Below are 25,206 nucleotides of genomic sequence, written 5' to 3' on the forward strand. Positions count from 1 at the left end.
CAACGCAATCAGGGAGCGCGCAACCCGTCCGGCACCGTGGTCTGCCGCCGGACCAGTACAAGTGCCAGCAAGACCGTGGGCGCAAGGATGGCAAGGCCCAGCATCGTCACCTGCAGCTGCGACAGCGGCATGATCCCGCCGCCCGGTGTCGCCACCACGAAGCCGCCGATCACCAGCAGCACGCGGAACGGCCATTCCAACGCGCCGGTGCCGCGCAAGTCACCGACGAAGGGCTGGTAGCCCTGGATGCCGCCGCAGATGAACAGCGTTCCGAACGCCGCAAGTCCCATCAGGCCGAGGCCGGCCAGATACGGGCTCGGCCCCTGCAACACCAGCGCCGGATTGAGCACGAAGAAGAACGGCAGGAAATAGATGATGCTGCCGACCCACATCGATTCCCAGCCGGTCTTCATCGCCGGCGAGCCGGCGATGCCGGCTGCGGCGAACGACGCGATCGCGACCGGAGGGGTGATCGACGACAGCATGCCCCAATAGAAGATGAACATGTGCACCGCCATGCGGTTGAGCCCGAGCTTCTCCAGCGCGGGCGCGACCAGGATGGCGAGGAAGATGTAGCAGGCCGTCGTCGTCAGCCCGAGACCCAGGATCAGGCTGGTCAGGGCGCACATCGCCAGCAGCAGGAAGGGATTGTCGCCGGCAATATGCAAGAGGTCATTGGCAAGGCTCGACACCACGCCGGTCATCGAGAATGCGCCGATCAACAGGCCGCAGCCGGCGAGGATGCCGACCAGCTCGACGAAGGTGCGACCGTTGACTTCGAGGAATTTGCCGATGGTCGCAAGCGTCCAGCGCGTGTCCTTGGAGAAGAATTGGTTGAGCACGAGCAGCAGCGCCGTGGCGTAGAACGGCGCGTGGCTCTCGCGCTTGAAGTAGAGCAACATCACGATCAGTAGGGCGATGACGAAGACGTAGTACCAGCCGTCCTTGATCGTATCCATGATCCGCGGCAGCTCGGCGCGCGGAATGCCCTTCAGCTTGTGGCGCGCGGCGTAGGCGTCGACCTGCATGAACAGGCCGACGTAATAGAGCGCGGCGGGTATGATCGCGGCGACCGCGACGTCGGCATAGCTGACATTGAGGAACTGCGCGATCACGAAGGCGGTGGCGCCCATCACCGGCGGCGCCAGCACCGCTCCGGTCGAGGCGCAGGCCTCGATCGCGCCGGCATAGGAGGCGCGAAAACCGCTCTTCTTCATCACGGGGATGGTCATGGTGCCGGCGGTCAGCACGTTGGAAATGATCGAGCCCGACATCATGCCGAGCAGGCCGCTGGCGAAGATGCAGACTTTTGCCGCGCCGCCGCGGAAGGTGCCGCACAGCGCGAAGGCGAGGTTGATGAAGAACTTTCCGGCGCCGGTCATCATCAGCGCGGTGCCGAACACCAAAAAGCCGATCACCGTGTCGGCGAAGGCCTGGATGGGAATGCCAAGCAGGCTCTCGCCCGACAGCACGTGATAGGCGGTCGCCTGTTCGATCGTCGATTGCGTGCCGCGAAACGGGCCGAGCCAGCCAGCTTCGGCGAACAGCGGATAGACGGTGAAGGGGAGCACGCTGAGCAGCAGGCTCCAGCCGCCGGTGCGGCGCAGCGCCTCCATCAGCATCACCCACATCACGAGGCCCGCGGCGATGACGTTGTTCGGCGCGCCGCCGAACTCCCAACCCGCCTCGGCCGCCTTGCGTACATTCGACATCAACAGCAGCGCGGCGGCAAACGTCGCGACGAACAGGACGAGGTCATACCAGGGAATGCGATCGAGCGGCGCGCGCTCGGTGCCAGGGAAGATCAGGAAAGTGAACGGTAGCATCAACGCGATCAGGAGATAGAAATACTCCGTGTTGAGCTGGGTATAGCCGATGAAGAATCGCAGCGAGAATTGCTGGTTGATGCAGAGCAGGATGGTCGCCGCGGTCGCGGCCACCAGCAGCCAGCGCCAGGCGCCGCGAAGCGCACGCACGCGCGTGACCTCCGCTTCCTGCATGTTGGCGGCGGCGCCATGCGGATCATCGAACACGACCCGCTTGGCCTCGTCTTGCGGGGCGGTGGAGATGGAAGCTGACATCACATGGATCCCGCGCGTGGGCTACTGAAAGCAGATCAATCGAATGGCAGTTGGTTGAATCGCCCGCGCCACGGGCTCGACCTCTCCCGCTTGCGGGAGAGGTCGCGCCGAAGGCGCGGGTGTGGGCTTTCTCCTCTCGGGGAGTCCCACCGTGGAAACACCCTCTCCCCAATCCTCCCCCGCAAGCGGGGGAGGGAGCGCACTTCTTGCGGGGCGGCGATCAAACGCAACAACATCGCGCTCTATTCCTCGAACCCGTTCGGCATGTCAGCCTTCGCAAGCGCCGCCGCGCGCGCCTTCATCCAGCCGTCGAGGAAGGCTTTGTCATCGGACGGCGGATTGGACTTGCCGTAATCAGCCCATGCTGCGCCAAGCACCTCTTGCCGCTTGATCAGCTTGTTGTTGTACGCTTCCTGCGCATCGCTCCATTGCCCGGCTTCCTTCAGGGCCTTTACGGCGCCGGGATGCACCGGCACCACCCAGTTCTTGGTCTGACGGTCGGCTGCGAGACCGCCGGCGCCGGGCGCGGAATCCTTGTAGGCGTCGTAGTTCACGATCATGGCCTTGGTCATGGCATAGACCTGGTCGGCCGGTTGCGAGGCGTAGGCCACGAAGATCGGGTAGGGATAGTTGCCGAGTTCGACGGGCTTCTCCGGCGAGATGCCGGCGCCGCAGGTAGCTAACTGTGGGAAGAAGAACGAGCCGACCTTCTGCATCCGCGCCCAGCCTTCCTTGTCCTTGGCGGGCAGCGGTGGCCAGATCAGACCGCGCGGCGAAGTCTCGGCTTCCTTGGCGGGGCCGGTGATGGTGGTGCCGAAGGCCGCATCGACGTCGTTGTTGATCAGACCTTTCCACATCGCGCCGTAGCTCGCGAACTCGACGACCTTGACGTCCTTCTGCGTCAGGCCGGCGAAGGCGAGCACCGCGAGCGAGTTCTGGTTCAGAGCGGGCGAGCCGACCACGAAGCCGACGCGCTTGCCTTTGAGGTCTTTCAGCTCTTTCACGCCGGTGTCGGCGGCAACGCCGAGCGATCCGCAATTGCAGTCGACCGACGAGAGCAGGATCTGGAGCGGCTGTGGGCCCCATTCCTTCGCGCCGAACTCGAACACGCCTTCCTGCGCGAAATAGGTGCCCGATCCCATGGCTGCGGACGCCGCGCGCTTGGAGCGCAGCGGCGCAAGGCGGGCGACATCGTTGCCTGCGGGGAGCACGCGCACGTCGGTGCCGTACTTGTCCTTCATCATCTTGCCGACGCCGACCGCGATGTTGAAGCCGGCGGTGCCGGTGTCATAGGCGGTGAAGGCCAGGGTCGGCGGCAGCTTGATGTCTTCAGCGAATGAGTAGCGTGTAGACGCAAAAGAAATGCCCGCAACCAGCGCAGGCGCGAGCATGAGCAGCCCACGAAGCATGTTTCCCTCCAATCATCCTCGCTTTGCCGCGAAGATTTTCTTTCTTTGTTTGAAACAACGTTTTGTTTGCAACAGATCATGTCACCGCGATCAAGCGATGGCAACGCCGTACCGCGCATGCGGGAATGAGGCTGACAGATTGTCGAACGACAGATAGAGCACTCAGCTCGCGACGATCGCGATGGCCTGGCCCTCTGCGACGACGTCGTCGAGTTTCACCAGCAGTGATGTGATCGTGCCGTTCGCAGGCGAGGGCACAGGTATCTCCATCTTCATGGCTTCGACCACCACAACGTCATCGCCATCCGCGACGGTTCCTCCAACTTGCACGGGAGTTGCGCAGATGCGACCGGCGACCTCCGTGACGATCTTAATTTCTGGCATGCCATCCCTTTTTGTTGTCGTCGCAAAATGCCTGAGGTAGCGTCGTCTGCAAGTGGAATTTAATTCCGCACAGCGGAACAGACGGTAGGGAACATGGGACGACGATCCGAGCGATTGAGTAGGCAAGGCGTACTCGCTGGCGATGCCGGCGAGGGAGATGTCATCCAGGTGGTCTCGCGCGCGTTCGACGTGTTGCGATGCTTCGAGGGCCACGAGGCGAGACTCGGCAATCTCGAGATTTCAAATCGCTGCGGCCTGCCGCGCTCGACGGTGTCGCGGCTCACGCACACGCTGACTCGCATGGGGCAGCTGGTTTACCTGCCGCGCGATCAAAAGTATCGCATCGGGCCGAGCGCGGTCGCGATGAGCGCCACGATGATGAAGGGCGCGCAACTGCGCAGCATGATCCGTCAGCGGCTGCAGGAAGTCGCCGAGCAGCTTCCTGGCACGGTCGGCTTCGTCGTTCCGGATCGCTTCCATCTCGTCTATCTCCTGTTCGCGCGCTCGGCGACCGCACTCGGCCTGCACGAGGGCACCGGCAGCCGCATCTCGATGGCCTCGACCGCCGCGGGCGCGGCCTACACGGCGGCCTTGTCGCCGGAAGTCGGCGATGCCTTCATCGCGGACATGGAGCGGGAAGCTCCCGAGGCCGCGAAGATCCTGAAGCCTCGCATCGAAGCTAACCGTCAGATGTTGCGCGAGCGCGGCTACGTCGTGGCCTGCGGCTTGTGGAGCCCACACATCAACGGTCTCGCGCTGCCGATATGGTCGCCGCAGTACCAGACTTTCGTGGTCATCACGATCGGCCTGCTGTCGGCGATGTATGACGAGGAGCGGCTGCATGCCGAAGTCGCGCCATTGATGCTCGAACTCGGTCGTTCGCTCGGCGGCCTGCTCGAGGGCGCGGAAGGCGACGTCTTCAACAACCGCATCCCGCGTAAACCGGTCGCAATGGCCGTGCACAACAATAACAAGCCGATCCATTCGGAGGGAGTGAATGAACTGGAAGCCGGAACTCGACGAGCTCGCCCGGCGCGAAGCCTTCGCGCGGGAGATGGGCGGCGTTGACAAGGTCAAGCGACAGCATGACCAGGGCCGGCTGACTGTTCGGGAACGTATCGACAAGCTGATCGACAAAGGCAGCTTTCACGAGATAGGTGCCGTCGCCGGCATCGGCGAGTACGATTCCAGCGGCGAATTGCAGAAATTGACGCCGGCCAACTGCGTGTTTGGCCGTGCGCGCGTCGACGGCCGCACCGTTGTGGTGGTCGGCGACGACTTTACGGTCCGCGGCGGCTCGGCGGATGCGTCGATCTCGGCAAAGCCGTTGATGGCGGAGGAGATGGCGCACGACTTCCGTCTGCCGATCGTCCGCATCATCGAAGGCTCCGGTGGCGGCGGCTCGGTCAAGACCATCGAGACCAAGGGCGCGGCCAACCTGCCGGGCGGCATCGGCGGCACGCGCTGGTACCGCTTCACGACAGAGAATCTGTCGCGCGTGCCGGTGGTCGCGCTCGGCCTCGGTTCGGTGGCGGGCTTAGGGGCCGCGCGCCTTGCCGCCAGCCACTATTCCATCATGACACGGAAGTCCGCGATGTTCGTCGCGGGCCCGCCGGTGGTGAAGGCGCTGGGGCAGGACCTCTCGAAGGAGGAGCTCGGCGGCGCCGACATCCAGACTCGCGCAGGCGCGATCGACCATGCCGTCGATACGGAAGAAGAGGCGTTCGCCTGCGCGCGGCGTTTCCTGTCCTATCTGCCGTCATCGGTCTACGAGCTGCTGTCGACCTTGGCCTGCGCCGACAATCCGGAGCGCAGCGACGAAGCGCTGATGAACGCGGTGCCGCGTAACCGCAAGCAAGTCTACAAGGTGCGCCCCATCATCGAGTCGGTCGCCGACAGGGGCTCGTTCTTCGAGGTCGCCAAGAATTTCGGCAAGCCGATCATCGTCGGCCTGGCGCGACTCGAGGGCAGGGCAGTGATGGTGCTGGCCAGCGACAGCTTTCACTATGGCGGCTCCTGGACGGCGGATGCCTGCCAGAAGGTGGTGCGCTGGGTCGACTTCGCCGAGACCTTCCACCTGCCGATCGTCTACCTCATGGACTGCCCCGGCTTCATGATCGGCCTCGATGCCGAGAAGGCGGCGACCATCCGCCACGGCGTCCGCGCCATGGCCGCGGTCAACCAGACCACCGTGCCCTGGTGCACCGTGATCCTGCGCAACGCCTTTGGTGTCGCCGGTGTCGTGCACCAGCCGGCCGATCGCTTCTCGATCCGCTACGCCTGGCCGTCGGCCTATTGGGGCTCGCTCCCGCTCGAAGGCGGCATCGAAGCCGCCTATCGCGCCGACATCGATGCGGCCGAGGACAAGGCGGGCAAGCTGAAGGAGATCGAGGAGCGTCTCAACAAGCTGCGCTCGCCGTTCCGCTCGGCCGAGAAATTCTGGGTCGAGGAGATCATCGATCCCCGCAAGACGAGGTCGCTGCTGTGCGAGTTCGCCCGCCTCGCCGAGCCGCTGCGCAAGTCGGGGCCGCCGGAGAATTTTTCGATCAGGCCTTAGCATCCTTGCGGCAAGCCGTGACGCGCGTGCCCCGGACGCAGCGCAGCGCTTCCCTGGCGATGCGAAGCATCGTCCAGTGCAGCGGTGCGCTGCAGAGCCGGGGCCCATGCCAAAGCGAATCCGGAGCCTCCTGGGTCCCGGCTCAGCGCCGCAACGCTTGAAGCGTTGCAGCGCGTCCGGGACACGAGGTGCGACGCCGACGCAATCCAAAACCCTTCCACGGCAAAACAATAACGCGCTAAGCTCCGTCAACAAAAACAACAGGAAGCGTCAATCGTGTACGACTTCATTATCGTGGGCGGCGGCTCGGCGGGGTCCGTGCTGGCCCATCGGCTCTCGGCGAGGAGCGCCAACAAAGTCCTGCTGTGCGAGGCCGGGCAGGACACACCGCCCGGCAACGAGCCGGCCGAGATCAGGGACAGCTATCCGGGCACGGCCTATTTCGATCCGCGCTTCCACTGGACCGAGCTCAAGGTCACGACCCAGGTCGTCAGCCACAACAATCCGAACGAGGCCCGTCCTCCGTTGCGCAAATACGAGCAGGCGCGCGTGCTCGGCGGCGGCTCGTCGATCAATGGCCAGATGGCCAACCGCGGCGCGCCGACCGATTACGACGAATGGAACGCGCGCGGCGCCGAAGGGTGGACGTGGAACGACGTGCTGCCTTTTTTCAAGAAGGTCGAGCACGATCTCGATTTCGACGGGCCGTATCACGGCAAGGACGGCAAGATCCCGGTCCGCCGCATTCCCAGGGAGCACTGGACGAAGCATTCGCAGGCGTTTGCAGAAGCCTTCCAGCAGGCCGGCCATCAATTCCTGCCCGACCAGAACGGCGAGTTCGTCGACGGTTATTTTCCGGTGACGCATTCCAACCAGGCCGAGCAGCGCGTCTCGGCTGCCATGGGGTATCTCGACCGCGACACCCGCAAGCGCGCCAATCTCACCATCTCCACCGACACCCAGGTGCGCGAGCTGCTCTTCGAAGGCACGCAATGCGTCGGCGTGAAGGCTGTCGTCGGCGGACGCGAGCAGGAATTCCGGGGACGCGAGATCATCCTCTCCAGCGGCGCCATCCATTCGCCCGCGCATCTCTTGCGTGCCGGCATCGGTCCGGTCGGCCATCTCAAGGACTTGGGGATTCCCGTGTTGATGGGCTTGCCGGGCGTCGGGCAGCGCCTGATGGATCATCCGTCGATCTCGCTGTCGTCCTTTGTCCGCCGCGGCGCGCGCATGAACGAGCACACCAGGCGCCACATGCAGCTGGGCCTGCGCTATTCGTCGGACCTTGCAGGCGTGCCGAAGGGCGATATGTTCGTCGTCCTGCTCTCCAAGTCGGCCTGGCATGCGGTCGGCGAGCAGATCGGCTCGCTGCTCACCTTCGTCAACAAGACCTATTCAGAGACCGGACAGGTCAAGCTCGCCTCGCGCGATCCGTCGGCAGAGCCGATCGTCGAGTTCAACCTGTTGTCCGACCGGCGCGATCTCGACCGGCTGATGAGCGGCTTCCGCAAGATGGCTGCGATCCAGATGAGCGACATCGTCAGGAAGGTGACGGACAAGCCGTTCCCGGCCGCCTATACCGACAAGGTCCGCAAGATCGGCGTGGTCAATACCAGGAACAGGATCTTGACCAAGGTCGCCGCGGCGTTGATGGACGGGCCGGCAGCGCTGCGCCACTACATGATCGACAATTTCGTGGTCGAAGGCTTCACCTTCGATCAGGTCATGAACGACGACGAGGCGCTGGAGGCCTTCGTGCGCAAGGCGACCATTGGTGTGTGGCACGCCTCCTGTTCATGCCGCATGGGTCGCACTGAGGATCCGATGGCGGTGGTCGACAACCAGGGTCGCGTCAAGGGCATCCAGGGCCTGCGCGTCGTCGACGCCTCGATCTTCCCGGTGGTGCCGTGCGCCAACACCAACTTCCCGGTCCTGATGTCGGCGGAGAAGATCGCGGCCGCGATCATGCAGTAGCGCCCCGCGCGTTCCGTCCTCATCCTGAGGAGCCCGCATCAAGCGGGCGTCTCGAAGGACGGGCGCAGGCGAGTTTCTGCAATCCTATAGCCGCAGCACCTTGCCGGGATTCATGATGTTCTGCGGATCGAGCGCGCGCTTGATGGTGCGCATGATGTCGAGCTCGGTCTTCGAACGGTAATGGCTGAGCTCGTCCAGCTTGTCGATGCCGATGCCGTGCTCGGCCGAGATCGAGCCGTCCATGGAGGTGACGAGGTCGTTCACGGCCCGCGTGATGGCGGCCTTGTATTGCGTCAGCGTCTGCTGATCCATGCCCACCGGCGCCATGAACGAAAAATGCAGATTGCCGTCGCCGATGTGTCCCAAAGGATAGGGCCGGATGGACGGGAGAATGTCGAGCACGGCCTTGAGCCCGAGGTCGATGAACTCCGGAATCCTTGAGATCGCCACCGAGACATCGTAGCTGAGCCCCGGCCCCTCGGCGCGGGAGGCTTCTGCGACGCTTTCCCTTATGCGCCACATGTTGTGCGATTGATGTCCGGTCTGAGCGATGACTGCGTCGAGCACGCGCCCGGCCTCGAGTTGATCGGCCAGAAACTGCTCCATCTTCTCGGACATGCCCTCGGCGCCGTCCCGGCGTGCGCGCGCGGACGACCATTCCAGCAGCAGGTACCATGGCGTCTCCGCTCTCAGCGGATCCTGCACGCCGGGTATGTGGCGGAGCACCATGTCGATCGCGCTGCGGCTCATCAGCTCGCAGGAGCCGACATTGTCCTCGGATGCGCTATGGGCTTCCGACAGGATTTCCAGCGCCGCGCGCGGATCCCGGATCGCCAGCCACGCGGTGCAGACGTCCTTGGGAGCCGGCCATAGCTTGAGCACGGCCTTCGTGATGATGCCGAGCGTGCCTTCGGCGCCCATGAAGAGGTGCTTGAGGTCGTAGCCCGTGTTGTCCTTCTTGAGCGCACGCAATCCGTCCCAGACCTCGCCGCTCGGCAGCACGACTTCAAGTCCCAGGACGAGATGGCGGGCATTGCCATAGCGGAGAACCTGCACGCCACCGGCGTTGGTCGACAGATTGCCGCCGATCATGCACGAGCCTTGGGCGCCGAGGCTGAGGGGCAGGAACCTGTCGTGCCGGCTTGCTGTCTCCTGCAGAGTCTGCAGCACGCAGCCGGCCTCGACCGTCATGGTGTACCCTGTGGGATCGAGCTCCAGCACGCGGTTCATGCGGCCGAGCGACAACACGATGCCCGTGTGCGCGGGCCAGGGCGTGGCTCCGCCCATCAGACCGGTGTTGCCACCCTGCGGTACGATCGCGATCCCATGGTCATGGCAGAGCCTGACCACCTGCGCGACTTCCTCTGTGCTGCCGGGGCGAACCACGGCGCCGGCGCGTCCAACCAGCAATCCGCGCCAATCCGTCACGAACGGCTGCTTGCCGTGCTCGTCCTCGATAAGGCCCTTCGCGCCCACGATCGCGCGCAGGGAATCGCGCATTTGGGCGGTGAGCGGAACGGTTGGAATGATGGGTTCGGACGACGGACCGGCTGCCGGCATTTGTTTTCCCTGGCGCATCTTGATGTGCACTGCGCACGCGACGTGCGTCGGGGCATTGTCCACGTTTGCGCCGTGGAGTCTAACGGCAATATGTGTCTCACCCAGATGGCCACGTCGGTAGTCGCCTCGCACCGACGACCGTGCATGGGGTGTTTCGGATTTCCCGTTTGGGCCGGCACCGCACGAGACGCCGGCCGTACGCGCGGCCAGCCGGCGCGCGCAGTTCATCCGCAATTCTACGGTGTTTTCCCGGGGTTTAGCGCCAATCCCTGCGTCCGCATTTAAGCGACGTTAATGATGCCTTCTCGATATGAGACATCTGGATCCCGTCAGGTTCCATTTTGTGAACCGTCCGTAAGCGTTGATTAAGAGAGCCATCGCCATATTCCGCCCCGTGATGGGCGGGTGCCGGGATCAAATCCCGACAGCCTCTTCCGTCGACTTCAGGGAAAGGGCCGCTGCTGCCGCAGCGACGGCAGCCAGGATGAACGACATGCTCCGCCGCGCAATGCTCTGTTTCGCGACAGACCGGAAGGCCAACGTCGCCATCATCTTTGCGATGACGATGGTTCCTATCATCTTTCTCCTGGGGATGACGCTCGACTACACGCTGGCCTTGCGCAAGCGCGAGCAGTTGAACGCAGCCGCCGACGCGGCCGCGATCGCAGCCGTGCGGCCCGCGATGCTGGCGCAGAGCGACAAGGCCACCATCGAGAACACGGCAGCCGCCGTCTTTGCCGCGAAGGCGAATCTCGCCGGCCTGGCGGCCGTGCCGACGCCGACGATCACGGTCGCGGATGTCGGTCTGTCGCGGACCATCACGGTGTCCTACATAGCGGAGTCCGTCAACAATTTCCCCGGCGTTCTCGGCAAGCAGACCTGGCAGGTGTCCGGTTCGGCGACGGCGCAGGCGTCCAGCGCGCCCAATATGAATTTCTATCTACTGATGGATGACTCGCCGTCCATGGGAATCGGCGCGACCGCGGGCGACATCAGCAGTCTCATCAAGTACACGGCCTCCACGTACCAGTCGGCGGGAGCCTCGCAGAATTGCGGCTTCGCCTGCCATGAGACCAATATCGCTCACGACGGCGGCACCATCGATAACCTCACGATCGCGCGAAATAGAAATATCACCTTGCGGATCGATCTGGTGACGAGCGCCGTCAACCAGCTGCTCAATTCATGGTCGGCCTGCCCGCAGTCGGGCATTTCTGGTGGCGTGATGCAATGCATGGCGACGTTGAACAACACCACCTACAAGGCGGCGCTCTATACGTTCGACATAGCCTTGAACGAATTGGCCGCGCTGACCACCCCGTCCGGCGCAGGAGCCAAGGTTTCCAGCATTGCGCTGATGCCGGTCTACTATCAGAACTGCGTCTTTTCAGGCTGCTCCTCCAAAAGCGCGACCAATCCCCCGACCGATTATGGCACGGATATCGCCGGCGCGCTGAGCAGCGTCAACAACATCATGCCCAATCCCGGGCTTGGCAGCAATGCAGCGAACGATACGCCGCAGGAAGTGGTGTTCATCGTCACCGACGGCGTCGAAGACAAGATCTCCGCGACTTGCCCCAACGGCAGCTTTGCGTCCTACAAGCGATGTCAGCAGCCGCTCGACACGTCGATATGCAAGACTATCAAGGACCGGGGCATCAAGATCGCCGTGCTCTACACGGAGTATCTGCAGCTCATCGCCGATCCCAATACCGGCATCCAGAAAACGGATAACTGGTACATGAGCTGGATCGACAAGTACGACGAGCCGACGTCCTTGACCGGTACGATCGCGCAGAACCTCAAGACGTGCGCTTCGCCTGGCTTTTATAAAAGTGTTCAGAACGGCCAGAACGTCTCCGATGCGCTGAGGGACCTCTTCATCGCGGTCGCGTCCAGCACAGCCAGCCTCGTGCAGTAGGGAAAGCGCCATGACGGGGCCAGGGGTGGCAACAACCATGAGACGCCGCAATCGCTGTGCCGCTTTCGCGCGGGACAGCAGGGGGGCCACGGCCGTCGAGTTCGCGCTCGTCGCCCCGCCGTTTCTCGCCCTCGTCATAGCACTGATCCAGACCTTTCTCGTCTTCTTCGCCCAGCAGACGCTCGAGTCCATCGTGCGCCAGTCGGCGCGCCTGGTCATGACCGGACAGGTTCAGTCCGCGAACATGACGCAGGCCGTCTTCAAGCAGAAGGTCTGCGATCAGATCGTGATCCTGTTCAATTGCAGCGGCCTGATGGTGGACATGCAGGTCGCGACGTCGTGGACGTCCGCGAATACGGCGCTGCCAACCCTGACCTACGACGGCTCGGGCACGGTCTCCAACGTCTGGCAATACAACCCGGGCGTGCCCGGCGATATCGTCGTGCTCCGCATCATGTACGAGTGGCCGGTCGTCCTCGGTCCGCTCGGTTTCAACCTGTCGAACCTCAGCGACGGCAACCGGCTGATCATGTCGTCCGCCGCGTTCCAGAACGAGCCATGAGCTAATTGATGATCTCAGCCCTGTCGTCTCGCGCCCGTCACCTGTTGACCGATGTCCGCGCCGTCGCGGCGACCGAGTTCGCCATCGTGACGCCGTTCATGCTGCTGCTCTATATCGGCGGCGTCGAGCTCGGCAACGGGCTTGCCATGAACGTCAAGGTCAGCGCGACCGCGCACAGTGTCGCCGACATGATCACGCAGAACACGGCCCTTACCTCGACCCAGATGGACGGCATTCTCGCGGCCGCGACCGCCATCATGGCCCCATACCCCATCAAGAATGGCAGCACCTCCTTGATGACGATCACCGTCTCGGAAGTCTCGACCGACGCCAGCGGCAATGCGACGGTGCGATGGAGCAAATCGACCAGCTCGTCGGGAGCAAGGACTGTCGGCCAGACGATGACGTTGTCCTCCTTCACCGCGCCGGGCGGTACCAGCAACGCCAACATCTCCCTCATCCTGAGCGAGGTGTCCTACGACTACACGCCCAACCTCGGCTTCACCATCGCGGGCACCGTCAAGCTGTCCGACAGCTACTATCTGTTCCCGCGCTGCTCGACCAACGGGCCGAGCACATTGATCCCTCCCTATTACGACGTGAAATATCCGGCGACGGCCACCTGCACCTGCGTCCAGCACTTGCAGCAGAAGACCTGTTAGTCTCACGCGAGCGGGGTTGACCGAACGGGGCGCCGCAGAGCCGGCGTGTCCTACTCCCCGAGAGAAGTTCATCTCGCTGGAACATGGGCTTGTATGGCAGTGGGCCTGCGCATAGGCTCGCCTGCAGTCGCCTAGGCTCGCCCGGCGCGCGGGGCTGGTCTACAGCACCCCGCATTGCTTTACGACATCGAGGCAGGCATTGATGGCGACAGCCTCACGTGCTTCTTCTGCATCGGCTGGGAGGGTGCGGTGCTTCGGGCGGAGCTGGGACGACGTATCGGAGGATTTCTTGCCATCACCCGGGCCAAGGACATGAAGAAAGCGACGGCGAGCAATTCCCATCGACCAGCCCTAAGGATATTCAGACCATGACCCAGGCACTTGCCATCAGTCGCTTCCCTGTCCCTGATCTCGCCGACATGCCTGACGACATTCGGGCTCGCATCATGGCCGTGCAGGAGAAGTCCGGCTTCATTCCGAACGTGTTTCTCGTGCTCGCGCACCGGCCGGACGAGTTTCGCGCGTTCTTTGCCTACCACGATGCGCTGATGGACAAGCCCGGCAACCTCACCAAGGCCGAGCGGGAAATGATCGTGGTTGCGACCAGCAATCTCAATCAGTGCCAATATTGCGTCATCGCGCATGGCGCGATCCTGCGCATCCGGGCCAAGGATCCGCTGATCGCCGACCAGGTCGCGGTCAACTACCGCAAGGCGGACATCACGGATCGGCAGAAGGCGATGCTCGACTTCGCCGTCCGTGTCTCGATGGAGGCCTACAAGGTTTCCGAATCCGATTTCGCCACGCTGAAATCGCATGGGTTCACGGAAGAAGACGTCTGGGACATTGCCGCGATCACGGCCTTCTTCGGCCTCTCCAACCGGCTTGCCAACGTCACCAGCATGCGCCCGAACGCTGAATTCTACAGCATGGGACGCGGCTGACGGAGTCCGCAAGTTCACGATCGGGGGGGCGGCTCAGGTGCTGAGAAGGGATTCGGGAAGCGAGGGAGAGGTGAAGAGATGACGGATTTCGTAACGCCGCAGAAGATGGCGGAGATGATACCCTCGGGCTGTAAGCTCGGCTTGGCCCCGGACGACTATGCTGCGGCTCCTGGACTGGTTCGAATGCTGATCGATCGCCGCATCCGCGATCTGCACGTGGTCTGTGCGCCGATCGGCGGCATGCAGGTCGATATGCTCATCGGCGCCGGTGCCGTGGCGACGCTGGAGACGAGCGCCGTCAGTCTCGGAGAGGCGGGCGGCGCACCGTGTTTCAGCCGGGCCGTTCGCGACGGATCCATTCGTCTCCGCGACGCAACCTGTCCCGCAGTGTTCGCAGGCCTGACGGCCGCCGAGAAGGGCGTTCCGTTCATGCCGATTCGCGGCATCATCGGCAGTGACGTCCTGGAGAAACGGGACGACTGGAAGGTGACGTCTAACCCGTTCGACGACAGCGAGAAGATCGTCGTGGTCTCGGCGATCCAGCCCGACATCGCATTGTTTCATGCGCCTGAAGCGGACCGGTTCGGCAACGTTCGGCTGGGGCGTCGGCGCGAGGTGATGTTGCTGGCGCACGCGTCGAAGAAAGCATTCGTGACCGTGGAGCGCATCTCCGACGTGTCGCTGCTCGAAGACGAGAAGATGGCCGCGGGCGTGCTGCCTGCGATCTATGTGAGTGCGGTGGCGCAGCTGAAGAACGGCGGATGGCCCACCGGGCTTTACGCCGAATATCCCAGGGATGGGCAGGAAGTCGAGAAATACGCGCGGGCGGCGCGCTCGCCGGAAGGCTTCCAGACCTACATCCAGGGTTCGAGGAGCGCGGCATGAGCGAGGCATGCACCAGCCGTGAGTTGATGATCTACACGATCTCGCGGCTGCTGAAGGGCGTGCGGCATGTTGCGGTCGGCCAGTCGTCTCCGATGCCGGCCGCAGGCGCGATGCTGTTGCGTGCGCTCAACGAGCGCGATGGACGGGAGCGCGTGCAGGTTTCGATCCTCGGGTCGGTCAAGCACAATTCCTTCACCGGCGGCGCCGAGGAGCTGTTCGATTGCGCCGCGCAGGGACGCCTGGATGCCTTCTTTCTCGGCGGGGGCCAGATCGACGGCCAGGGCAACGTCAATCTCGTCGGCACCGGCGACTACCCGAACAATCCAGTCAGATGGCCCGGCTCGTTCGGCTCCGCCTACCTTTATTTTCTCGTTCCGCGGGTCATTCTGTTCCGGGAAGAGCACAGCTTGCGATCCCTGGTCGAGCGCGTGGACTTCGTGTCTGCGCCTGGCGTTACCGACGAGACGGTCTATCGGCGCGGCGGCCCGCACGCGCTGCTGACCAACGCGGCGTTGTTTTCCTTCGAGCGCGAGGCGGGACGCTTTCGCCTCCAGAGCACGCATCGGGGATATGATTGGCGTGACATCCGAGCCACGACGGGCTTCGCGTACGACAATGAGCAATGCGAGGCCACGACACCGATGCCGGACGAGACGACGCTGGCCTTGATCCGGGGCCGAATTCGCGAGGAGCTGCGCGAATGCTATCCGCAGTTCGCCGGCAATATGCCGGGGCCGGGGTAGGGATCGCGTATGGCATTTCGCGAGACCTGAGCGCACGCCTCGTCCTTCGAGACGGCGCTTACGCGCCTCCGCAGGATGAGGCTAAGGAGCATCGGTGTGCGTTGAAACGACAGCCGCGCGCTCAGTCCTCATCCTGAGGGCCCGCCAACGGCGGGCGTCTCGAAGGATGGCCGCAGGGAAGCTTTCCTATGTGATGGCCCTGCGAGTGGCGCGTCCTCGTCAGAGCTAAGTCATTGATCGCTCGTGTCTCGGCTACTGTGCATGGGGTTGTTTTCTCGCTTTTGCTTGACCACTCGTACGCGCGCACCGTCTCCTGTGGTCGGTCCCGGTCCAAAATTCGCTTTACAAGAATTCGGATATACCGTATGTTTCGCGCATCCCGCCCGCCGCAAGGGGCGTTTCGCGATCGTCACGAGACGCGGGCCGGGAGGCGGTGGCTGCGACGGCGTCGGCGCGCCGGGCTGGCTGCAGGGCGGAATTCCCGTGAGCAGCAGCACGCGCGATACGACACGGCGCTGACAGCGTCCTCGTTCGGTCCCGATGGCGAGCGCACGCCAGCCATCGGAGACAAGCGCGGGGATGTGCGCGGCGGCAAAATCGTGTGGTCCTGACGCCCGGGGTCTGTGCGTCAAGTGTTGCGGTGATTGCGGCGGCCCGACCGGGTCCGCGCATCAGCCATCCGCAAGGCGACGGGGGCAATAGTGCATCGCTCCCCGGGGAGAGCGCGACATAAGCCGTAAAACCATCCGCGCAGGGGAGGCCGGTCGTTCCGGCGTCACCTGTAGTCCACCCCGTGCGCGTCTTGTTCGCACACGGGACCGCGGGTGCCAGCCGGCGCCCGGCCTTCCCTGCGCCCTTTCTCACCAAGGGAGCAACGAAGAGAGCAAAGCTCGGGCGAAATGAGCCGCGAGAACGCGAAGATGTGTCTTCTGAAAAGGATCAAGTGTTGTGGGTGCGCTCGCGCCCGGATGCCGGCGGCGACGAAGGTGGCGGCGCCATAGGGCGCTATCATCAAGCTGTAACACTGGCGTAATTGAGTACCCGCGTGGGTCCGGAAGAAGATGCCGTCAACCATCTTTCGGAACGGGTGGTCGGTGACGGTAGGGGGCGGCCATGGCCGAGCCGGCTAAGCTTGTCAGCGCGCTAGTGAACGTCGAACCCGCCATTCCCGGGCTGGTCTGGGCGTTTCGCCTGCGCGGCGACGGCAGCGCCGAGGCCCTGCCGCTCGACCAGCCGATCGAGCTCGGCCATGACGGCCGACTATGGCTGCATTTCAACCTGACCGATGCGCGCGCGCGGCCGTGGATCTCGGCGTCACAGCTGCCGCCGCTCGCGCGCGAGCTGCTGCTGTCGAACGACACCTTCCAGCAGCTTCACGTGATCGACCACTGCGTCTACGGCGTGTTCTCCGATCTCGTGCGCGAGATCGACGCCGCGACGGAGGAGACCGCGTTCCTGCGCTTCGCCATGACCGAGCGCCTTCTCGTCAGCGGCCGCCACCAGGCGCTGTGCTCGGCCGACGCGACGCGGCGCGTGCTCGAAGGCGGCTACCGCGTCGACAATGTCGCCCATCTCCTGGAGAAGATCGTCGACGAGGTCGCCGACACGCTGGATAGAATGACCGACAAGTTGGGCCAGGAGATCGACGAGATCGAGGAGCGCATCCTCGCCGACGATACGAAACCGGAGATGCGCCGCAAGCTCGGCCGCCTGCGCCGGACCTGTGTGAGATTGCACCGGCAGCTCACCGGCCTGCGCGTGCTGTTTCACCGGCTCGACCAGAAGGACACCGATCACCTCTCGCCCGCCTTGCGTATCCGGGCCGGCAAGCTTGCGCAGCGGCTCGACGGCCTCGATCACGACATCGTCGAGCTGAGGGAGCGTAGCCGCCTGCTCGAGGAGGAGCTACGCTTCAAGAACGAGGAGGAGAGCAATCGCCACCTGCACACGCTCTCGATCGTGACCTCACTCTTGCTGCCGCCGACGCTGATCACCGGCATTTTTGGTATGAACACCAAAGGCCTGCCGCTGACGGACGTCGAGAGCGGATTTCTCGTGGCGGCGGTGCTGATGGCGTCATCCGTCGGCGCGGCCTATCTATTCATGCGGCGCACAGGCATTTTCAAATAGAGCGCGCCGATCGTGAGTTGGAGTATCCGAAGAACCCTGGCTGCGATCGCCCTGGCCTGCACGGCGGCAAGCACCAGCGCATTCGCCGGCGCGAAGGACGAGAACGCGGCCGAATGGCTGGCGCCGAAATGGTTCGACGAGTGGCACGACGGGCTTGCCGACAAGGGCCTCAACTTCGGCGCGACCTATATCGCCGACAACATCGCCAATGCCTCCGGCGGCGTGAAGCGCGGCGCCATCCATTTCGGCCGTCTCGATCTGTCGGTCGATGCCGATCTCGACAAGCTGGTCGGCTGGACCGGCGGCCGCCTCTACGCCAATGCCTTCGTGATCTACGGGCGAGGGCTGAGCCGCAATTACGTGATGAACCTCGCCACGATCAGCGAGATCGAGGCGCTGCCGGACCAGCGGCTCTACAACGCCTATGTCGAGCAGAGCTTCTTTGGTGACAGGCTGAACATCCGAGCCGGCCAACAGGCGGCCGACGTCGAGTTCTTCGACAGCCAGACCGACGACCTCTTCATCAACGGCACCTTCGGCTGGCCCGCGATCAAGGCGTCCAACCTCCCGGCCGGTGGCCCGGCGCCGCCGATCGCGGTGCCCGGCATTCGCATCAAGGCCGCGCTGTCGGACCAGATCACGGCGTACGCTGCGGTGTTCAACGGCGATCCGTCGGGGCCGGGCGATCAGGATCCACAGCTGCGCGACCATCACGGTCTGGCCTTCCGCATCAACGATCCGCCGTGGGTGATCGGGCAGATCCGCTTCAACTACGACATCGATATCGGCGGCCGGCCGCTTGCCGGCAATGTCACGCCGGGTGCCTGGAAGCATTACGGCTCGTTCGACAGCCAGCGTTTCACGGCGCAGGGCCTGTCGATCGCCGATCCCGGCGGAAGCGGCATTCCCGCAAAACTTCGCGGCAATTATGGAATCTTCGCGGTCGTCGAGCAGGTGCTGTACCGGCCGCCTGAGGTCAGGGAGAACAGCACGTCGGCCTCGCTGCCTGGAGTGACCGCGTTCGGCCGCATCGCCTACAGCCCGCCGGATCGAAATTTGATCGGCCTCTATCTCGACGGCGGCATCGGCTTCGTCGGCTTCACCCCCGGCCGTCGGCTCGACCGGTTCGGCGTGGCGATGGCGTACATGCGGATATCGAACACGGCGCGCAATCTCGATCTGGACACGCAATTATTCACGGGCGTTCAGAGCCCGATACGGAGTAACGAGACGCTGATCGAGATAATTTACGAGGCGCATGTCAGGCCGGGATGGCTCGTGGCGCCATACCTTCAATATGTATTCCGTCCCTCGGGCGGCATCTTAAATCCGAACGATCCGTCCGGCGTCGCGCGAATTGGTGACGCCGCTGTGTTCGGCGTCACCACCACGATCAGGTACTAGGCCATGGCAGGTTTCGGCTGCGGCTGCGGTTGCCGCGACAGCGCCAGCACGATCAGCGCGGCGAACACGCAGAGCGCGCCGGCGATGAAGAAGGCGGGCAGGTAGCTCTGATAGACCGTCCGCGAAAAACCTGCCCCGAAGGCGGCGGTGCCGGCGCCGAGCTGATGGCCGGCGAAGATCCAGCCGAACACCAGGTTGGCGCGCTCGGGGCCGAATTTCTGCGCGGTGAGCCGCACCGTGGGCGGCACCGTTGCGATCCAGTCGAGCCCGTAGAACATCGCGAACACGGAGAGGCCATAGAACGAGAAATCGCTGAAGGGCAGGAAGATCAGCGAGAGCCCGCGCAGGCCGTAATACCAGAACAGCAAATAGCGGTTGTCGTAGCGGTCCGACAGCCAGCCCGACATGATCGTGCCGAAGAAGTCGAAGATGCCCATCGCTGCGAGCAGGCTCGCGGCCTGCACCTGGGGGATGCCGAAATCGAGGCACATCGGGATCAGATGCACCTGGACGAGACCATTGGTGGAAGCACCGCAGACGAAGAAGGTCGCGAACAGGATCCAGAACGCGGTCGACTTCGAGGCGTCGCGCAGCGTGCCGAGCGCCACACCCGTGATCGAGCCGTGGCTGACGGGCGGCGCGGGCAGGGGGGTGGTGCCCTCGTCGCCGAACGGACGCTGGCCGACATCGCTCGGCCGGTCGCGCATGGCGAGCAGGACGGCGAGCGCGGAGACGCCGAGCATGATGCAGACGAAGCCGAGCGCGAGCCGCCAGCCGTAACGTTCGGTGAGGCTCGCGAGCAGCGGCAGGAACACGAGCTGGCCGGTGGCGACGCTCGCGGTCATGATGCCGACGACGAGGCCGCGCCGCGCCGCGAACCAGCGCGTCGCGATCGTCGCGCCCAACACCAGCGCGGTCATGCCGGTGCCGATGCCGATCACCACGCCCCACAGCGCCACGAGCTGCCAGACCTCGGTCATGCCGAGCGAGAGCACGAGCGCCGAGACGACGATCAGCTGCGCGGCCAGCGTGACGTTGCGCAGGCCATAGCGGTTCAGCAGCGCTGCCGCGAACGGCGCCATCAGCCCGAACAGGATGAAGCGGATCGACAGCGCGGACGAGATCTCCGCCGTGCTCCAGCCGAACTCCTTCTGAAGCGGAACGATGAACACGCCGGGCGCGCCAACCGTGCCGGCGCTGATCAGCGCGGCAAGGAAGGTCACGCCGACCATCACCCAGCCGTAATGGATGTTGCGGCGGACGAGTGCTGCCGCGAGCCAGTTCGAGATCATTGGGCCTCAATCTTGGTTGGCGAGCCCGAGAGGGACCCGCATCATCGTTGCAATCTGGCACAAATAAGGGAAGTCTAAAATGTCAGACTTCCCTCAATTTCGGACATTGCCGTCAGCGGGCCGACCGTTCGACGGCGATCGCCGTGGCTTCGCCGCCGCCGATGCAGAGCGCGGCAACGCCGCGCTTGAGGTTGTTGGCCTCGAGTGCATGCAGCAGCGTCACGATCAGCCGCGCGCCGGTCGCGCCGATGGGGTGACCGAGCGCGCAGGCGCCGCCATTGACGTTCAGCTTGTCGCGGGGAATGCCGAGATCGCGCTGCGCCGCCATCGCCACCACGGCGAAGGCCTCGTTGATCTCGAACAGGTCGACATCGGAGGCAGCCCAGCCGATCTTGTCGAGCAGCTTGCGGATCGCCGGGATCGGCGCCGTGGTGAACCATTGCGGCTCCTGGCTGTGGGTGGCGTGGCCCTTGATCTTGGCGAGAACAGGCAGCCCGTTCCGATCGGCGAGCGAGCGCTTCGTCAGCACCAGCGCCGCGGCGCCGTCGGCATTGGCGGAGGAGGCAGCGGGCGTGATGGTGCCGTTGGCGCGGAAGGCCGGCTTGAGTCCCGGGATCTTGGCCGGATCGACCTTCAGCGGATGCTCGTCATTGGCGACGATGCGCGGGCCGGCTTTCTCGGTCAGGGTGATTGGTGCGATCTCGGCCTTGAACGCGCCGCCCTCGACCGCCTTGCGGGCGCGGCCCAGCGTCTCCATGGCATAGGCGTCCTGGTCCTTGCGGGTGAACTGGTAGGCCTCCGCCGTGGCCTCGCCGAAATCGCCCATGGAGCGGCCGGTCTCATAGGCGTCCTCCAGCCCGTCCATCATCATGTGGTCGATGATGCGGTCATGGCCGGCACGATAGCCGCCGCGCGCCTTGGCCAGCAGATAGGGCGCGTTGCTCATGCTCTCCATGCCGCCGGAGACGACGATGTCGGCAGATCCGGCGCGGATGATGTCGTGCGCCAGCATGGTCGCCTTCATGCCGGAGCCGCAGACCTTGTTGACGGTGGTGGCGCCGGTGGCATCGGGCAGACCCGCGGCGCGCGCGGCCTGGCGCGCCGGCGCCTGGCCTTGTCCGGCCGGCAGCACGCAGCCCATCAAGACCTCGTCGACCTTCTCGGGGGCGAGCCTGGCGCGTTCCAGCGCCGCGCCGATCACGTGCGAGCCAAGCTTATGCGCGGCAAGCGGCGACAACTCGCCCATGAAGCGACCGAGTGGGGTGCGGGCGGCTGAGACGATGACGACGGGATCGGCGGCTTCGGCCATGACGAGAACTCCCTGCGATGACGGGTAAGATGATGTTCATCATATGATGCGGCGCAAAAAATGCAACCACGCCAGGAATGAGAAAATGTCGTGGTTCGGATGAGATTTGCTCGTTCGATGGGAGGAGGTCGGCGCGCGCGCCTACCGCTTCCTATTCACAAACGCCTGCATCAGCCGCGTCGGCTCGTCCGTGAGGAACGATTCGCCGAACACTTTCACGCTCAAATTCACCGACTCCGTCAGCGGCAGTTCCTCCCACTGGCGCAGCAGCGCCTTCTGCGACCGCAACGCTTCGGGTCCGCATGCGAGCAATGCCTGCACGAGGTGCTCGATAACCGCATCCAATTCGCCTTCCGGAGCGACCTTGTCGACCAGTCCCCAGGCCAGCGCGGTCGGCGCGTCGATGTTTTCCGCGGTCATTACCAGCCAGCGCGCGCGGGCCCAGCCGATCAGGCGCGGCAAAAGGGCCGCGTGGATCACCGAGGGGATGCCGACGCGCACCTCGGGCATGCCGAAATGCGCATCATGCGCCGCGATCCGGAAATCGCAGGCGGCGGCGACTTCGAGCCCGCCGCCGAGGCACCAGCCGGGCATCCTCGCGATGACCGGGACGGGGAAGGCGCGCACCGCCTCGCAGAGATCGCGCAGGCGGCTGATGAAGGCTTCGGCCGATGCCCGGTCGAGCTTCACCATCTCCTTGATGTCGGCGCCGCCGATCATGCTCTTCTCGCTCTGGCCGCGCAGCACCAGAACGCGGATGCTGCGGTCGGAGCTGAGCTGCTGCAAACCCTCGCGCACGGCGTCGGTCACCGGCGAGCCGAGGATGTTGAGCGGGCCGGCGTTGCAGATCGCGACATGGACGACGCCGCGCGTATCGCGCGTCACGCCGCAATGGTTGTTGAGCACTTGCATCGTGGGATCTCGAAGCTTTCGTGGACCGGCGCAAGGCGCGCCGATCGGGGTCACTCCGGGCTGAAACCACCTGCTTGTCAAGCGGGATGGGGCCAGAGTTGTCAGCGCGAAGTCCGTCGCATAGTATGATTGTCATCATACGAAGAGGATGACATGACCGATATCGATCGACCCGATCTGTTTTCGCCGGCACAGCGGCGCGAGCGTGTGGTGGACTGGCAGGTGCCGGCCCCGGTTGCGAAGGTGGCCATGGGCCTGTCGGGCATGGATGCGATGCTCGGCATCCGCGACGGCCGACTGCCGCCGCCGCCGTTCGCGAAACTGATCGGCTTCACCATGGCCGTGGTCGAGCCCGGGCGGATCGTCATGGAACTGGAGCCGCGTGAGGATCTCGAAAACACCATCGGCCTGATCCACGGCGCGACCGCCGCGGCGCTGCTCGATACCGCCATGGGCTGCGCCATTTCGACCCGGCTCCAGGCCGGGCAGAGTTCGGTAACGCTGGACTTGAAGCTGGCCTTCCTGCGTCCGCTCTCGGTCCGTTCCGGTTTGATCTCGGCCGAGGGTAAGGTGATCAAGCTGGGGCGGCAAACCAGCTACGCCGAAGGCTTCGTCCGGGACGGCAAGGGCGCCCTTGCGGTACATGCAACTGCGACGTTTTCGATATCGGAAGCAACTTAACATGAATTAATGCACCTATTTCGTCATTTGCGTGTTATGAGATGACCATCGACATCCAATGAGAACCGCATGCGCTATTCCCCGGAACACAAGCAGGAAACCCACGACCGCATCGTCAAGAAGGCGTCCGTGCGGCTGCGTGAAAAGGGCGCCCACGGCATTGGCGTCGCCGACCTCATGAAGGAGGCCGGCCTGACCCATGGCGGCTTCTACGCGCATTTCGATTCCCGCGAGGCGCTGGTGATCGAGGCGTTCGGCTATGCGATGGACCGCTCGATGGAGCACTGGCGCAAGATCACGGACGAGGTTTCGCCGGAAAAGCGACTGGCACTGATCGCGGAGGCCTACCTCTCCGCGCTGCATCGCGACAATCCCGGCCAAGGCTGTTCGATTCCCGCGCTGGGCGCGGAGATCGCCCGCGAGAGCCCGAAGGCGCGAAAGGCATTTGCCGGCAAGCTCGACGAAATGATCGAGCTGCTGGCGGACTATATCCCGAACATGCCGCGCAAGGCCGCGCGCAAGCAGGCGATTGCGACGCTGGCGACGATGGCCGGCACCATGCTGCTGGCGCGCGTCGCGGGCTCAAGCGAGCTGTCGGACGAGGTGTTGAAGGCGGGCCGGGATACCGCGCTGGAGGGTACGAAGCGCGAGCCGAAGGCTGCGGCGGCGAAGAAGGCGAAGAACTAGGCGAGGTCCCGTAGGGTGGGCAAAGGCGCAGAGCGCCGTGCCCACCATCTCGCCGCGCGGGCGGTTGACGTGGTGGCCACGCCACGCGCCGCGCATGCGCGCGTCTCGTCGCTTTGCCCACCCTACAAGAACGGTGTTACCGCCCCGCAAACAGCGCCCGTTCGCGCTCGACGATCTCGCCGATGTAATCCGCCACCGCGCGTATGCGCGCTAGATCCTTGCTGTCGGCGTGCATCAACATCCAGAACGTCCGCGTGATCGAGATCTCGTCGGGCAGCACTGGAACGAGTTGCGGATAGTCGTTCGCCATGAAGTGGGGCAGCACCGCGATGCCGAAACCGGAGAGCGTGGCATTGAGCTGGGCGATCAGATTGGCGCTGCGGAAGCGCGCGGAGATCCGCGGCGACACCTGTGGCAGATAATCGAGCTCCGGCGTGAACAAGAGCTCCTCGATGTAGCCGACGAAGCGGTGCTGCGGCAGCACCTCGCGCGAGGCGATTTTTGGGAAGCGGTCGAGATAGGCGGGGGCCGCATAGAGACCGAGGCGGTAGTCGAGCAGCTTGCGGCCGACGATGCGGCCTTCCTTCGGCATGGTCAGGCTGATGGCGATATCGGCCTCGCGCTTGGAGAGGCTGAACAGCCGCGCGGTCGCCACAAGTTGCAGATCGAGATCGGGATACCGGTCGGCGAAGGGCGCCAGCCGCGGCGCCAGGAAGGCGGTGCCGAAGCCGTCGGGCGCGCCGATCCGGACCGTGCCGGTCAGCCGCGCCACCGAGCCGCCGACCTGCTCCTGGTTGGCGACGATGGTCGATTCCATGGCTTCCGCGCTATCGGCGACGCGCTGGCCGGCCTCGGTGAGGAGGTAGCCGGTCTTGCGCCGGTCAAACAGTTTTGCCGAGAGATGTTTTTCCAGCCGGTCGACGCGGCGGATCACCGTGGCATGGTCGACGCCGAGCTGTTTTGCCGCAGCCGAGACCGAGCCGCCCCGCACGATGGCCAGCACGAAGCGGAAGTCGTCCCAATCGATAGCGCCTTGATCCAGCATTTTCGCACATCTATGGTGCAATATCTCAGACTTGAATCCCAATAAATGCAGGTCGATAGGATTT

At 64.3% G+C, this 25,206-nt stretch carries 21 protein-coding genes; 13 read left to right on the plus strand and 8 right to left on the minus strand.

The genetic code is table 11. From position 1 onward, the window contains the following. Positions 1-8: 8 nt before the first annotated feature. The 3 genes from XH84_RS01825 to XH84_RS01840 all read right to left on the minus strand — a co-directional run bounded on the left by XH84_RS01825 (position 9) and on the right by XH84_RS01840 (position 3,874). Positions 9-2,081: a TRAP transporter permease gene (locus tag XH84_RS01825; RefSeq protein WP_164936013.1), complete on the minus strand. Its 2,073-nt coding sequence runs from the start codon at positions 2,079-2,081 to the stop codon at positions 9-11. A gap of 242 nt (positions 2,082-2,323) precedes the next feature. Next, positions 2,324-3,490 carry a TAXI family TRAP transporter solute-binding subunit gene (locus tag XH84_RS01835; protein WP_128917706.1) on the minus strand — a complete coding sequence of 389 codons (1,167 nt, stop codon included), beginning with the start codon at positions 3,488-3,490 and terminating at the stop codon, positions 2,324-2,326. Positions 3,491-3,652: 162 nt separating this feature from the next. Then, positions 3,653-3,874 (minus strand): biotin/lipoyl-containing protein, encoded by a 222-nt coding sequence (locus tag XH84_RS01840; protein ID WP_128917705.1) that lies wholly within the window; start codon positions 3,872-3,874, stop codon positions 3,653-3,655. 93 nt (positions 3,875-3,967) lie between these two features. Here XH84_RS01840 and XH84_RS01845 point away from each other — a divergent pair, with 93 nt between their 5' ends. The 3 genes from XH84_RS01845 to XH84_RS01855 all read left to right on the plus strand — a co-directional run bounded on the left by XH84_RS01845 (position 3,968) and on the right by XH84_RS01855 (position 8,405). Then, the gene (locus XH84_RS01845) at positions 3,968-4,942 is read left to right on the plus strand and encodes an IclR family transcriptional regulator (protein WP_128917704.1); all 975 of its coding nucleotides are present in this window, start codon (positions 3,968-3,970) and stop codon (positions 4,940-4,942) included. Beyond that, positions 4,872-6,431 (plus strand): acyl-CoA carboxylase subunit beta, encoded by a 1,560-nt coding sequence (locus tag XH84_RS01850; protein ID WP_128917703.1) that lies wholly within the window; start codon positions 4,872-4,874, stop codon positions 6,429-6,431. The genes XH84_RS01845 and XH84_RS01850 overlap by 71 nt, the downstream gene beginning before the upstream one ends. Before the next feature lie 276 nt (positions 6,432-6,707). Beyond that, on the plus strand, positions 6,708-8,405 hold the full coding sequence (locus XH84_RS01855; RefSeq protein ID WP_128917702.1) for a GMC family oxidoreductase: 1,698 nt from the start codon (positions 6,708-6,710) through the stop codon (positions 8,403-8,405). Positions 8,406-8,489: 84 nt separating this feature from the next. Here the strand turns inward: XH84_RS01855 and XH84_RS01860 are convergent, their stop codons facing one another. Then, on the minus strand, positions 8,490-9,965 hold the full coding sequence (locus tag XH84_RS01860; protein ID WP_128917701.1) for an FAD-binding oxidoreductase: 1,476 nt from the start codon (positions 9,963-9,965) through the stop codon (positions 8,490-8,492). 493 nt (positions 9,966-10,458) lie between these two features. On the opposite strand from XH84_RS01860, the gene XH84_RS01865 reads away from it, so the two are divergent. The 8 genes from XH84_RS01865 to XH84_RS01900 all read left to right on the plus strand — a co-directional run bounded on the left by XH84_RS01865 (position 10,459) and on the right by XH84_RS01900 (position 19,216). Then, on the plus strand, positions 10,459-11,886 hold the full coding sequence (locus XH84_RS01865; protein ID WP_164936012.1) for a TadE/TadG family type IV pilus assembly protein: 1,428 nt from the start codon (positions 10,459-10,461) through the stop codon (positions 11,884-11,886). A gap of 10 nt (positions 11,887-11,896) precedes the next feature. Beyond that, entirely contained in the window at positions 11,897-12,448 is a 552-nt protein-coding gene (locus XH84_RS01870; RefSeq protein ID WP_128917699.1) for a TadE/TadG family type IV pilus assembly protein, read from the plus strand. Between the two features lie 8 nt (positions 12,449-12,456). Further along, positions 12,457-13,110, plus strand: a complete 654-nt coding sequence (locus XH84_RS01875; RefSeq protein WP_128917698.1) for a TadE/TadG family type IV pilus assembly protein — start codon at positions 12,457-12,459, stop codon at positions 13,108-13,110. A gap of 368 nt (positions 13,111-13,478) precedes the next feature. Further along, positions 13,479-14,054, plus strand: a complete 576-nt coding sequence (locus XH84_RS01880) for a peroxidase-related enzyme (RefSeq protein WP_128917697.1) — start codon at positions 13,479-13,481, stop codon at positions 14,052-14,054. Between the two features lie 78 nt (positions 14,055-14,132). Continuing rightward, positions 14,133-14,939 carry a CoA transferase subunit A gene (locus XH84_RS01885; RefSeq protein WP_128917696.1) on the plus strand — a complete coding sequence of 269 codons (807 nt, stop codon included), beginning with the start codon at positions 14,133-14,135 and terminating at the stop codon, positions 14,937-14,939. Further along, positions 14,936-15,682: a CoA-transferase gene (locus XH84_RS01890; protein WP_128917695.1), complete on the plus strand. Its 747-nt coding sequence runs from the start codon at positions 14,936-14,938 to the stop codon at positions 15,680-15,682. Before XH84_RS01885 ends, XH84_RS01890 begins: the two co-directional genes overlap by 4 nt. 1,113 nt (positions 15,683-16,795) lie before the next feature. Continuing rightward, entirely contained in the window at positions 16,796-17,812 is a 1,017-nt protein-coding gene (locus XH84_RS01895) for a transporter (RefSeq protein ID WP_128917694.1), read from the plus strand. 12 nt (positions 17,813-17,824) lie between these two features. After that, the gene (locus tag XH84_RS01900) at positions 17,825-19,216 is read left to right on the plus strand and encodes a carbohydrate porin (protein ID WP_206734085.1); all 1,392 of its coding nucleotides are present in this window, start codon (positions 17,825-17,827) and stop codon (positions 19,214-19,216) included. Here the strand turns inward: XH84_RS01900 and XH84_RS01905 are convergent. The 3 genes from XH84_RS01905 to XH84_RS01915 form a co-directional block, all read right to left on the minus strand. Continuing rightward, positions 19,213-20,508 carry an MFS transporter gene (locus XH84_RS01905; RefSeq protein ID WP_128917692.1) on the minus strand — a complete coding sequence of 432 codons (1,296 nt, stop codon included), beginning with the start codon at positions 20,506-20,508 and terminating at the stop codon, positions 19,213-19,215. The genes XH84_RS01900 and XH84_RS01905 overlap by 4 nt on opposite strands. 112 nt (positions 20,509-20,620) lie before the next feature. Next, a complete protein-coding gene (locus tag XH84_RS01910; protein WP_128917691.1) occupies positions 20,621-21,817 on the minus strand; it encodes an acetyl-CoA C-acyltransferase in 1,197 nt (398 codons plus the stop codon). 141 nt (positions 21,818-21,958) lie between these two features. Beyond that, the gene (locus XH84_RS01915) at positions 21,959-22,729 is read right to left on the minus strand and encodes an enoyl-CoA hydratase (RefSeq protein WP_128917690.1); all 771 of its coding nucleotides are present in this window, start codon (positions 22,727-22,729) and stop codon (positions 21,959-21,961) included. A 153-nt stretch (positions 22,730-22,882) separates the two neighbouring features. On the opposite strand from XH84_RS01915, the gene XH84_RS01920 reads away from it, so the two are divergent. Then, positions 22,883-23,410 (plus strand): PaaI family thioesterase, encoded by a 528-nt coding sequence (locus XH84_RS01920; protein WP_128917689.1) that lies wholly within the window; start codon positions 22,883-22,885, stop codon positions 23,408-23,410. A 69-nt stretch (positions 23,411-23,479) separates the two neighbouring features. Further along, complete coding sequence (locus XH84_RS01925) at positions 23,480-24,097, plus strand: TetR/AcrR family transcriptional regulator (RefSeq protein WP_128917688.1); 618 nt, start codon at positions 23,480-23,482, stop codon at positions 24,095-24,097. A 136-nt stretch (positions 24,098-24,233) separates the two neighbouring features. Here XH84_RS01925 and XH84_RS01930 read toward each other — a convergent pair whose 3' ends face one another. Continuing rightward, positions 24,234-25,142, minus strand: coding sequence for a LysR family transcriptional regulator (locus tag XH84_RS01930; RefSeq protein ID WP_128917687.1), 909 nt, complete (start codon positions 25,140-25,142; stop codon positions 24,234-24,236). Positions 25,143-25,206 lie beyond the last annotated feature (64 nt).

It is taken from the genome of Bradyrhizobium nanningense, from assembly GCF_004114535.1.
In the GTDB taxonomy this organism is placed as follows: Bacteria; Pseudomonadota; Alphaproteobacteria; order Rhizobiales; family Xanthobacteraceae; genus Bradyrhizobium; species Bradyrhizobium nanningense.